This is a genomic window from Chamaesiphon polymorphus CCALA 037 (assembly GCF_003003845.1).
Classification (GTDB): domain Bacteria; phylum Cyanobacteriota; class Cyanobacteriia; order Cyanobacteriales; family Chamaesiphonaceae; genus Chamaesiphon; species Chamaesiphon polymorphus.
Genome location: NZ_PVWO01000149.1, coordinates 1 through 11,788 on the forward strand (window position 1 = coordinate 1; position 11,788 = coordinate 11,788).

Sequence of the window (11,788 nt, forward strand, 5' to 3'; positions counted from 1 at the left end):
TATATATGCAAACTAAATCTACCGAACTCCCCTACGACCTCACACAATGGAGACAAGGGTATCGATCGCAAACTCAAGAATATGACTATCAAATCACCGAGATAGACGGACAAATCCCTCCCGAATTAACGGGGACATTATTCCGAAATGGGCCGGGATTATTCGATATTAATGAGGATGCAGTTCGCCATCCATTCGATGGCGATGGAATGATTTGTCGGATTACATTTAAAGATGGTAAAGCCCACTTTCGCAATCGGTTCGTCCAAACTGAAGCCTACGTTGCCGAACAAGCTGCTGGAAAATTTCTCTATCGCGGTGTTTTTGGTACTCAAAAAGCTGGCGGTTGGTTGAGTAATGCTTTTGATGTCAGTCTCAAAAATATTGCCAATACTCAAGTTGTTTACTGGGGTGGTAAATTACTCGCGCTGTGGGAAGCTGCCGAACCCCATCGTTTAGATCCCAAAACTTTAAATACGATCGGAATTGAGTATCTAAATAATACGCTCCAACCAGGTGACCCTTTCGCCGCACATCCATTATTTGACCCCAAACAAAACCGCATGGTCAACTTTGGATTGAAGGCTGGTAAATTCGACACCACCGGACTGCTGACGGGAATTACGATCTACGAATTAGATCTCGATGGTAAAGTTGTTAAAAAGCATTCTCATACCATTCCTGGATTTGCATTCATTCACGATTTTGCAATTACGCCTAACTATTGTATCTTCTTCCAAAACCCCGTCGGTTTCAATCCCTTCCCATTTTTATTTGGCTTAAAAGGTGCGGGGGAATGTGTCAAATTCCAACCCGAAAAACCAACCAAAATTATCATCATTCCTCGCAATCCTCACAGTGGCGAGAAAGTCCAAACTCTCGAAACTAAATCGGGATTTGTCTTCCATCATGCCAATGCCTTCGAGCACGATGGTAAGATCTCGATCGATTCGATCGCTTATGCTACTTTTCCTGAAGTTGAAGAGGGCAAAGATTTTCGCGATACTAATTTTAGTTTGCTCTCTCCAGGACAATTATGGCGGTTTTAAATGGATCTCCAAAATCGTCAGGTAAAGAGTACGCTAGTCGAGCCTCGCTGCTGCGAATTTCCCACCATCAATCCTGCTAATGTCGGCTATCCCTATCGTTATGTCTATATGGGTGTCGCGCAAACCTGCGATGGCAATGCGCCACTCCAAAGCATCCTCAAATTAGATCGCGAAACTGGCGAGCGGCAATTATGGACGGCAGCACCGACGGGATATGTCAACGAACCCGTCTTCGTACCGCGTCCTGGTGGCACCCAGGAGGACGATGGCTGGCTGATTGCGATGATTTATGATGGCGCGCGCGATCGATCGGCTGTGGTCGTTTTAGACGCCGCAGATCTCACCAAGGGAGCAGTTGCAACTTTACATCTAACTCACCATATTCCTTATGGATTGCACGGTAGTTGGACGGATGAGATCTTTATCGATTCGCTATAGGATACTTGTTAGTTAAACAGTGGGTAAATGAACCGAGATCGTGCTTGTTCTCGATCGGTAAAAGTTTGCCCACGATCCTCTGATTCTTTCATTTGTTGCTCCTACTCCAAGGCTTGAAGGTTGAAGTGAAGTTGGTACAGTTTTTCTATCGCCAAATAACATTTTGTGGATTAGTAAATAAAAATAGTCTTCTAGCATTGCTAGAAGACTATGGTTTTCAGGAAAGGTAATTATCAATTATCAATTCTCAATTATCAATTATCTACAAGCCAATCAAACGTAAGGAGTTTTGGAAGACATCCACATTAGCAACGATAAGGTATGCGATGACAGCACCGCCAACTCCGCCAATTAAGAAACCCGTTGCATAAGTATTCCAACCTTTGGTACTAGCAAATGTATCAGGGGGATTTGGAACTGTCAGCGTCGCGATCGCGGGTGGTGGATTGGTAGCGGCGTAGATGACAATTACCGCAGCAGAAATCACAACTAGACCGATATCTGATAAGAGTGCGGTGACTGCGCCTAACTCAGAGTAGCGTAATGGATTGAACTTAAAAAATGGCCCGAGCTGCCAATAGCCATGAGCTAATCCTACCTCGATGCCTCTTCGCATTGGCGACAAACCCTGACGGTAGGCTGAGAAGTTGTTAACGATCGCTTTAGCAAGTTTGGAACTATTGATGGGCGTTGCTAAATTACTACCCTGCGGATCGAAATCGGGTAAGACGACCTCTTGATTGCGAGGATCGCGGGGATTATTCTTCGACTGGTCGATTTTTTCAACAAAAGTGGTCATAGTTGGACACCGCTACGTCTGAGCTTTGCACTCGATCTTAAGCAATGACAGTCGAAAGATCGTCTGGCTTAGGGTAGATAGCAAAAAATTAAAAGTATCCCCAAAGAAAGATAGAGCCGATCGCAGTCGATCTCCATCGCTTGGATCGAGCTTTTGTGCTAGATCGCACTCATTGTGTACGCCGCCGCTCGATATCACATATAGCCAGAAGGTATAATTAGAGAGATATCCACCTGCAATCTGCGGTAGCGATTTTAAGCGTTTCTATGAATCAGTCCTCAATACTCGATCGGATTATTCGCCGTAATAATGTTTGCATTTCCGGACAGGGCGATCGAGCAGTGATGTTCGTTCATGGCTTGGGCTGCGACCAGCGCATGTGGCGGTATGTCGCTCCTACATTTGAAGTTGACTTCAAAGTAATTTTGATGGATTTGTCAGGTTGCGGGAGATCGGATCTCTCAGCTTTCGATCTCGATCGATATAGCAATTTAGAGGGTTACGCACAGGATATTTTAGAAGTAATTGCGGCACTCGATCTCCAGGATGTGGTATTTGTCGGGCACTCCGTCAGTATTATGTTGGGGGCGATCGCCTCGATCCGTCAGCCTGAAAAATTTAGTAAGCTAATTATGGTGGCACCGTCGCCGTGCTACCTCAATTATCCCCCCGATTATCTGGGTGGATTCGATCGTGAGGATATCGAGGAACTACTCGATTTGATGGATAAAAACTATATGGGTTGGGCGAGTTTTCTCGCACCGTTAGCGATTGACTATTGCCCATCGCCAGAGCTAGCACAAGAACTCGAAAGTAGCTTTTGTTCTACCGATCCAATTACCGCCAAAGCATTTGCTAAAGCAACTTTCTATGCAGATTGCCGTTCCTTGTTACCAGAGATCGTCACACCTTGTTTGGTAATGCAGTGTAGTGAAGATGCCCTCGTCCCCGAACCAGTGGGAGAATACCTGCATCACCATATCCCCAAATCGAGTTACATTAAGTTAACAGCTACCGGACATTGCCCTCATCTGAGCCAACCAGTCGAGACAGCAGCATTCATTCGCAGTTACATTAGTGCCAGCATGGCAAATACTGTCTCCAGGCAGATATGAGTGACATTTTAGAATTTGCGCCCTGTGGTTATATTCGCTTCTCTGAGACAGGTATCATCGAACGCATCAATAGTACGCTAGCCAACTGGATCGGCGCACCCAAGCACGCGATCGAAGGGCAATCGATCCAATCGTTGCTCCCCAAAGCCGGACAGATTTTTCTTCAGTCATATATCTTCCCCCAACTCAAGTTCAGCGCAGACGTGGAAGAGTGTCACTTCAAACTGCTAACGCGATCGGGCGAACGCATTCCAGTATTGGGTAACTTTTACTGGAGCGAGCGCGAAGCTTGCGCGTCGTCTAACGACGATCGGACAAACCAGCCGCAACTAGATGGTTCGACGACATTATATGATGTCATCATCATTCGCGCGCACAAGCGGCACCAGCTAGAAAACGCACTCGTACTCGCCCAGCAAAAAGCCGATGCCACAGTCCGCGAGCTAAAGAAGTCCAACGATTCGCTCGGTCGGTTTGCAAATATGGTGGCACACGATCTCAAGTCACCGCTGCGGAATATCAATCGGCTGGCTGAATATCTAAGTGACGATTACGAAGATTTATTAGATGACGATGGTAAAGACCTGTTAAAAAAATTAGACAGCACCTCACAACAGGCAATTTATTTCGTAGATAAATTGTTGGAATATGGGAGTTTAGGTGCCAAAGGCACCCTTGAGGAGGTCGATCTCAATCGTGTAGTAACGATCGCTAGCGAGACATTTAGCGAGTCGATGGCGACGACTGGTGCCACCTTGCAAATTGGCAGGTTGCCAACTGTGATGGGAATCGAAATCCAGCTCGTCCAGCTTTTTCAAAATCTGATTGGTAATGCCATCAAATATCGATCGCCAGATCGATCGCTAATTATCGACATTCAGGCAACTCAAATTGATGAGAAAGAATGCAAGATTTGGGTAAAAGACAATGGTGTTGGCATTCCCGCCCAATATCAACAAGACGTTTTCGATATTTTATTTCGGTTGCATGGTAAGGATCTAGAGGGAGCAGGCATCGGTTTAGCTACCTGCAAATGGATCGTCCAAAACCATCTTGGGACGATCGGGGTAGAGAGTAACATCGATGAAGGTAGCAGTTTTTACTTTACGTTACGCTCGATCGATCGTTGAGCTATGTGCTAGCAGCTATTCTGGGTCGCGATCGATATATGTCAAAATGGAATTAATTGCTGGAGATGATTTAGATGTTGTATTATCAATCCACCCGCTGGACATCCGCAGATCTAGAGCTACTACCCGATAACGGTAATCGTTATGAAATCATCGATGGAGAACTATTCGTGACTCGCGCACCTCACTGGAAACATCAAAGAGTTATTACTAGGTTGATTCAATCGTTAGGGATTTGGTCGAGCCAGAGTAAATTGGGTGAGGTCGTTACGACTCCAGGCATTGTGTTTCCCGATGATGATAATGTGATTCCAGATTTGGTGTGGATTAGTAACGACAGGTTAGCACGGAGTTTGGATGAATCTGGGCATCTTGTCGCCGCACCAGAACTAGTGGTAGAAGTACTTTCGGCTGGTAGCGACAACGAACGGAGAGATAGAGAAGTCAAGCGCAAGCTTTATACGATTCGAGGTGTTCAAGAATATTGGGTTATCGATTGGAAAAGACAACAAATTGAGGTGTTTCGTCGCGATAGTAATGGTTTACCGCTCATCGGAACATTGTTTTGTAGTGATGTTTTAACGAGTCCGTTATTACCTAATTTTGAACAGTCTATTGCCGAAGTTTTTAGCTGATTAATGATTTTTGATTCGTTCTGGTACCGCACTCGATTGTGATGCAAAGTCCGTGTAGGCGGACTGAATTTTATACTAGTATATTGCGGAAAATAAGCGATCGTTTCCACCTCCCGTCTGACGTAAATATAGGTAGGGGTAATTCATGAATTACCCCTACCTATATTTACTCCATAAAATACTAGTCCGCGTTCGCGTAGCGTCTCGTAGAGAAGGCGGACTTTGCATTACAAGCCGAGACTTCTCGTCTCCAGGTATTTCTTAATTACAGGGTCGATCGATTCAATTTCAAAAAGTACCCTAACAGATACAGAGAACCGCATAGCACAGGTTGATGGGTATTGCTACTCGATATCGCGGCGGTTAATCCAGCAACAAGATCGGGATAAATGTCGATCGATCCAATTTCTGGGCAGACGGAGCGTGCTAAATCGGCTAGCAGGTTTAGATCTGCGGAACTATGGTCGGGGATGGGAACTAGATATAATCGATCGCCAGGGCGGAGTAAGGCTTGAAAAATTTCTCGATGTGCTTTGGTCGATAACATGCCTATTGCCCAACTAATCGGGGTATTTAAGGTATCGATATATTGACGCAAAGCTACTGCTGCGGCTGGATTGTGGGCACCATCGATTAATAATTTATCCCCTTGCCAAGTCGTCCATTGCATCCGTCCCAACCACCGTGTATTTGTCATTCCTGCGATAATTGCCTCGTCGCTAATGCCCCATCCCAATCGCCGTAAAACATCAATTGTCGCGATCGCAATTGCCGAATTAGTCAATTGCATTTCACCTAACAAAGTCAGGGGATACTCAATTCCAGCAAATTCATACCAGGGTAGCGATTTTGCTGCCGATGGCGTTTCAGAGCTAAACCTCACTGTCGGCACTTTAACGGCAGGTTTAACCCACTTTACGGGGCAATCGAGCTGGGCGATTCGATCGGTAACAACGGCTACAGCATCGGGTGGCAGCGTGCCAATAATTGCCCAGCAATTGGGTTTGAGGATACCTGCTTTTTCGGCGGCAATTTTGGCGATCGTGTCGCCGAGTTGTTGCCAGTGATCGATCGAGATCGAGGTAATCACCGTCGCCAGTGGCTCGTCGCAGACATTAGTCGCATCTAGTCTCCCACCCAAACCAACTTCTATTACCGCGATATCTACTTGCGAATCGGCAAAGTACAGCCACATTGCCGCAGTGACAATTTCAAACTGAGTTGGCGTAGGTAAGTTGGGATCGATCGCTTGAATAACGCGATCGAGAATTTCTAGGGCGATTTTGGTATCGATCGGTCGATCGTCGATACAAATGCGCTCGTTCCAGTCTACCAAATGTGGCGATGTATACCGACCGACTCTATACCCTGCGGCAGTAAGGATACTCGATAAATAAGCACAGACAGAACCTTTGCCGTTGGTACCAGCGACGTGAATTATTGGCACGGAGTGATGTGGCGAACCGAGTGCGGCGAGCAATGTTTGGATGCGGCTCAGTCCTAAATTCACCCCAAATTGATGAAATGGTGCGAGCAGCGTATCGATAGCAGAAGTTGGATCTGTCACTTAGGCATTTACTAAATAGAGCGAAATTTTAATTTATACCTTCTCCGATCCCTAATTCAAGGGATGGTGGCATAAATCGGATGCGGCACGATCGGATCGATCGATCGCCGCTACCCGCTAGAATATCGAGATCGGTTTGCCGCTGCGATTGCAAAAATGTCTCGATCGGCGATCTCATCAACACATAAGAATTCAACAGTAGCAAGTATTCCTCTATACGAGAAAATACTGAATCTTTTAAAAAAAGTGTTCTTTTACACGATAAAATGCTTCGTTTTTAAATATCTGTATTAAAGACTACAGTACATTGCGGTTGACTATTAATTTATATTATCGTAAGATTGCAAAATATAAATGTAAAAGAATAAAAGCAAACACTAGATGCAATAAATTAAACTTTGTTTGCATATATATATTAGGGCAAGCAAATATATGAATTTACAGTTTCTACCAGCACCTAAAATATTCAGGTATAAGCTTGGAAATATTACTATTTTTCAATTGATATATAATTCATTTTGCTCAATAATTAATAATTAATTTTTGATATTAACTATCAATTTTTAAATTAAAAATAAAAACCAATAACGTCAGACTTAAGCTCTGACAGGTATTGTAGCTCGTTAAAAAGCGAGCTTTTCTAATTTTTTTGTCTTTATTTTGCATTATCAGCTTTTAGAGGTGTATATATTTTGACAAAAGTGAATCTACAAACATGGTTGACATAGAAAAATATCTATGGGAAAGTATAAAAAGATTATTAAAAAGTTGCATTTTTAAAACTCACTCTATTTTTTTAAGACAAAGTAGGTAAGTATTTTTTGGACGTGCATTGATTTTTTGATATCTCGCTAGCATAGCTTGGCATTATATCGATAGTAGCCTCAGCTAAAAGCAAACACCCGAAAAAGCAAACCAATTCCCATAAATAGGATTTATTATTGTATGCAAATTTTTCAAACTGAAAATACACCAAGCCCAATCGAGACTGCTAAAAGTGCAACCTTAGCACAAGCAATTGTTAAAGCTAACGCAGCAGTCCAAAATGGTGTCAAACCATTTTCTGGAGAGTTCTTTCGCGAGTGTTTTGCCGTAGCTGAAGCTGGAGACAAGATCGAGCAGTACTTCAATCGTGCCATCCAAAATCCCACTGGACTGTACATGTTCTTCCAGCGTTATACTCACTTCAACGCTTATACTTCGGCGGTAATTTCGCGGTTGGCAAGTTCGATCGCTATGTCTCGTTATCTGTTCAGCGATCCGACTGTTGAGACGATCGAAGAAGCAGATCGCGGATTTAACCTCGCTGCTAAAGTGATGATCGCCGCTTCTGATGAAGGTACCAATGATGGTGCGCCACACCGGACACTCGCTCAACTGTTGTTGAGGACGATGGGTGACTACGCCGAACTCTCAGTTGCCGAGCGCAATCAATTTGCCGCAGTACCTGCATGGCTGACTGATATTTGCAATGGCATTATGGAAGGCTACTCTGGCGTTCCTGGCGATGCCGTGTCCTTGATTCGGAGCATGGGATTTCATGCCGCGTCTGAATTGTTTGGCGATATCGAGTATGAATTAGTCGATAAAGTCGTGCGTTATGACAACAAAGATGTTGGTTTTGATGCCTTTTTACGCAAAACCCCAGCAGCCGAACTCTGCGGACACCGCTATCATCCTTGGGGTTATGTGTTAGTTCATGCCAGCCATAAAGGTGCTGCTGGCGTTGAAGCTTGCCACTTTGAGTGTGTTGTCGATGCGTTGAATATGGTGGCAAATTATCGCCCTGAATCTAAAGAGCAAATCATGCAGTGGGCATTAGAAGGTTTCGAGCAATTTATGAACTTGGAACAGGATATGTTCGCACGAGTTGATGCAGAAACTCAAGCTTTTGTTGCAGCACAAGCTGTTAAAGAGCTAGCGTTAGTTTAGACGTCGATCGACTCTACTGAATCTGACATTAGTCAATAATATCCCCAACTTCTAACAGGAGTTGGGGATATTATGCGATCGAAACATTACATCAACAAAGGAAGATCGATCTTGAATTGGCACGCAATTTTAGGTATGGCAGCAGGGCTAATCTTGCTGTTGGGAAATATTCCCTACATTCTGTCCATTCGGCGGGGGGATACTCGACCAAATCGAGTTACCTGGGGGATTTGGACGACGATCGGGTTTATTTTAGTGGGCAGCTACTATGCGATCGGAGCGACAAATACACTGTGGTTGCCAATCGCTCAAGTTATCAGCCAACTGATTATCACTTGTTATGCTTTTAAATACAGTAAAGGTCGGTGGCAAAGATTGGATCGGATCTGTCTGGCTGGTGCGGGCTTGAGTTTATTATTGTGGTGGCGTTCTGGTTCGCCATTAGTAGCACTAGCGATGAATATTGCGATGGATATATTGGGCGCAATCCCAACTATCAAAAAGATCTATTACGAACCAGATTCCGAAGATCTCTTATTTTGGGTAATGGCTTTTAGTGCCAGTGTCCTAAACTTATTGGCGATCGAGAGTTTTACTTTATCGTTTCTTTTGTTTCCGCTGTACTTATTTATGTTAAATATTACTGTCTTAATATTATTGACTCGACCGCGATGGTCTCAACTTTGGGGTTAGGGGATCGGGGGAATGCGAGATCGCGAAGACTGACAACATCTGTTGTCAGTCTTTTTTTGCGAGTTTTGGCCCCATTATCATCGTTGTAGTGCTTCTCAGCTCGCCGCAAATTTTTTTCTGCCAAAATGCAACATCGGTGAGTTCGCTGGGTAATCTATACACATGGACAGGTTAGTACTAGAAATATGAATCGACTTATTGCCACAACAGATCGGTTTTCTTTTGCCGCAAGAGAACTGTCACAAAAACTGTCAGAACAATTGCAGAATGGCAAAATTGGTTACTGGGAGCATCAATTTGACAGGTTGGCAGATCGAGAGCAAGTATTGCATTGGAACTTAGCTACGGCTAACGGTCAAATTTTGTATGCAGGTAACCGCTTGTGGTCGGTACAAAGCCTGATGAGAGTCATTTATAGATATGCGGTGTACACTCGCAGCGAGCTAGTGGGTTCTAGATTCGAGCAACTCAAGATTACCGCCGAGCAGGAAGAATGGACTCCAGCTCAATTGTTAGCGCAGATGAAAAAAATCGGGATCGTCAACGATGCCCAATTGACCAAAGCTTTGAAACTGAAAGTTTTGAACGATTTAGATATTTACTTGCTCATGGGTAGTGGGACAGCTAACTTTATCCCCGAACCAGACTTGGCACAGCAATTGCCAGTAGAGGGATTTAGCCCGATGATTTTGCTGGATGAGGCCAAACAACGACAATTGCAATGGGAACAAATCCAGCAGCAAGTGCCTTCGATTAACTTAATTCCGAGCCTGAATCGAGCGGCATTAGCCAAAGCCAATTTACCAGCCGGACAGCAAGAACGAATTGAAAATCTCGTCAAATCGCAGCAAACGCTGAATTCGATCGCCGAGGAAATGGCCAAAGATACACTCGAAATCGCTGAGATGTTTGCCAAATTTGTCAGAGTAGGACTAGTCAGCTTCCAACCCCCAAAAAACAATACACCCAGACCGATCGTGGTTGTCGATGACTCGCCACTGATTTTGTCACAGTTCCAGCATTGGGTGGGGGGACTGGGTTATCCAGTCGTCGTCTGCCAAGAATCGCAGACAGCTCTGACAAAAATTGTGGAAGTTGAGCCAGCGGCAATTTTCATCGATATCAATATGCCCGGAATTTCTGGATTTGAACTAGTCAAGCAAATCCGCAAGCAGCCGCAATTGTCAGCGATTCCGCTGGTAATTTTGACAGGAGAACAAAAGCTCTCCAACCGCTGGCGAGCGCAATGGAGTGGGTGCGACTTTTTGACGAAACCGCTCTCACCAACAGATGTGAGTGATTTTCAAGCTCGACTTGAAGAATTACTCATTAGGCTAGTCGGCACGCCTGACTCAGTAGCTAACTAATCGCCAACATTTCCAGAACTAAGTACCTAAACACAAAAGACATGAAATTTTTAATTATTGATGACAGCTCTGTAGATACCCTCGCTTTGACTTCGATTTTGGAGACATTAGGACATAGTGTAGACCGTTGTGATGGCACTAGCAATGCGATGAACACGATCGAGACAGGTACATACGATGCCGTGTTTTTGGATGTAGTCATGCCAGAACAAGATGGTTATAAATTCTTGCGCGCAATGCGTCTCAACCCCAAAACAGCGGATCGATATGTGGTCTTCTGTTCTAGCAAAAAAACACCGCTAGAAATGAACTACGGCATCCAACGCGCTGGTGCCAATGACTATCTGCCCAAACCCGTCAGCCGGGAAACCGTCGAGCCGATCTTGGCTAAAATTCCCGCTAAAGTCTCGGCTAAATAGGTTTTAGGTTTTAGGTTTTAGGCTTTAGGCTTTAGGTTTTAGGTTTTAGGCTTTAGGTTTTAGGTTTTAGGTTTTAGGTAGAGTGTAGAGGGTAGGCAAGAAGGTTTTAGGCTGTAGGTTATGGAACTGCGTTCCAACCCTCCCCGTCTCCCCGTCTCCCACTCATCCACTCATCCACTCATCCACTCATCTACCCATCTCCCCTTAAATGAATGCGATCCAGACACCAATTGCGACTCAAACATTACTAGCAGATCGATTTATCTTGACTGCTGTCGAAAAGTTTACGCTGGTATTTCCGGCTGTTTGGGTGGCCGAAATTTTGCGAATCGATCGATCTCAAATTCTGGAGCTACCATTCTACGATCCGCTGTTGATGGGTATCGTCCATCATGACGGCCAGATCGTACCGCTGATTTCTGCCGCGCGGTTATTAAAAGTCGAACAATTTGGCGTCCGCGAAAGATCGATCGTTATCAAACTCAATCAAGCTGCTGGCACGATCGCCAATATTGGCTTAGTAGTCGATCGAGCGATCGGGAACACTCCCCGCCAAGATTTACCCCCAGAAATATTTACCACCGCAACCACTGCCAGTGGGATGCTGTTGATGCGCCCAGACTTAATTCCGACCGATTTATGGC

At 44.7% G+C, this 11,788-nt stretch carries 11 protein-coding genes and 1 pseudogene; 9 read left to right on the plus strand and 3 right to left on the minus strand.

From position 1 onward, the window contains the following. The first annotated feature begins 5 nt into the window (after window positions 1-5). Window positions 6-1,487: pseudogene (locus C7B77_RS13140) on the plus strand (carotenoid oxygenase family protein). Between the two features lie 262 nt (window positions 1,488-1,749). Here the strand turns inward: C7B77_RS13140 and C7B77_RS13145 are convergent. Beyond that, window positions 1,750-2,286 carry a photosystem I reaction center subunit XI gene (locus C7B77_RS13145; RefSeq protein WP_106305273.1) on the minus strand — a complete coding sequence of 179 codons (537 nt, stop codon included), beginning with the start codon at window positions 2,284-2,286 and terminating at the stop codon, window positions 1,750-1,752. 266 nt (window positions 2,287-2,552) lie between these two features. On the opposite strand from C7B77_RS13145, the gene C7B77_RS13155 reads away from it, so the two are divergent. The 3 genes from C7B77_RS13155 (at window position 2,553) to C7B77_RS13165 (ending at window position 5,166) form a co-directional block, all read left to right on the plus strand. Continuing rightward, window positions 2,553-3,401 carry an alpha/beta fold hydrolase gene (locus tag C7B77_RS13155; protein WP_245894179.1) on the plus strand — a complete coding sequence of 283 codons (849 nt, stop codon included), beginning with the start codon at window positions 2,553-2,555 and terminating at the stop codon, window positions 3,399-3,401. Next, window positions 3,398-4,531, plus strand: a complete 1,134-nt coding sequence (locus tag C7B77_RS13160; protein WP_106305279.1) for a sensor histidine kinase — start codon at window positions 3,398-3,400, stop codon at window positions 4,529-4,531. Before C7B77_RS13155 ends, C7B77_RS13160 begins: the two co-directional genes overlap by 4 nt. 74 nt (window positions 4,532-4,605) lie before the next feature. Then, window positions 4,606-5,166, plus strand: coding sequence for a Uma2 family endonuclease (locus tag C7B77_RS13165; RefSeq protein ID WP_106305282.1), 561 nt, complete (start codon window positions 4,606-4,608; stop codon window positions 5,164-5,166). A 265-nt stretch (window positions 5,167-5,431) separates the two neighbouring features. Here C7B77_RS13165 and C7B77_RS13170 read toward each other — a convergent pair whose 3' ends face one another. Then, window positions 5,432-6,733 (minus strand): bifunctional folylpolyglutamate synthase/dihydrofolate synthase, encoded by a 1,302-nt coding sequence (locus C7B77_RS13170; protein WP_106305285.1) that lies wholly within the window; start codon window positions 6,731-6,733, stop codon window positions 5,432-5,434. A gap of 28 nt (window positions 6,734-6,761) precedes the next feature. Beyond that, window positions 6,762-6,929, minus strand: coding sequence for a hypothetical protein (locus tag C7B77_RS29985; RefSeq protein ID WP_181243855.1), 168 nt, complete (start codon window positions 6,927-6,929; stop codon window positions 6,762-6,764). A 749-nt stretch (window positions 6,930-7,678) separates the two neighbouring features. On the opposite strand from C7B77_RS29985, the gene C7B77_RS13175 reads away from it, so the two are divergent. From C7B77_RS13175 to C7B77_RS13195, 5 genes are all read left to right on the plus strand, one after another. Beyond that, window positions 7,679-8,665, plus strand: a complete 987-nt coding sequence (locus tag C7B77_RS13175; RefSeq protein WP_106305288.1) for a hypothetical protein — start codon at window positions 7,679-7,681, stop codon at window positions 8,663-8,665. A 72-nt stretch (window positions 8,666-8,737) separates the two neighbouring features. After that, window positions 8,738-9,358 carry a hypothetical protein gene (locus tag C7B77_RS13180; protein ID WP_146138308.1) on the plus strand — a complete coding sequence of 207 codons (621 nt, stop codon included), beginning with the start codon at window positions 8,738-8,740 and terminating at the stop codon, window positions 9,356-9,358. A gap of 185 nt (window positions 9,359-9,543) precedes the next feature. Continuing rightward, window positions 9,544-10,725, plus strand: a complete 1,182-nt coding sequence (locus C7B77_RS13185; protein ID WP_106305294.1) for a response regulator — start codon at window positions 9,544-9,546, stop codon at window positions 10,723-10,725. 41 nt (window positions 10,726-10,766) lie between these two features. Beyond that, window positions 10,767-11,144, plus strand: a complete 378-nt coding sequence (locus C7B77_RS13190) for a response regulator (RefSeq protein ID WP_106305297.1) — start codon at window positions 10,767-10,769, stop codon at window positions 11,142-11,144. A gap of 208 nt (window positions 11,145-11,352) precedes the next feature. Next, window positions 11,353-11,788 (plus strand): chemotaxis protein CheW (locus tag C7B77_RS13195; protein WP_106305300.1); only part of this gene is annotated, 436 nt, incomplete at its 3' end.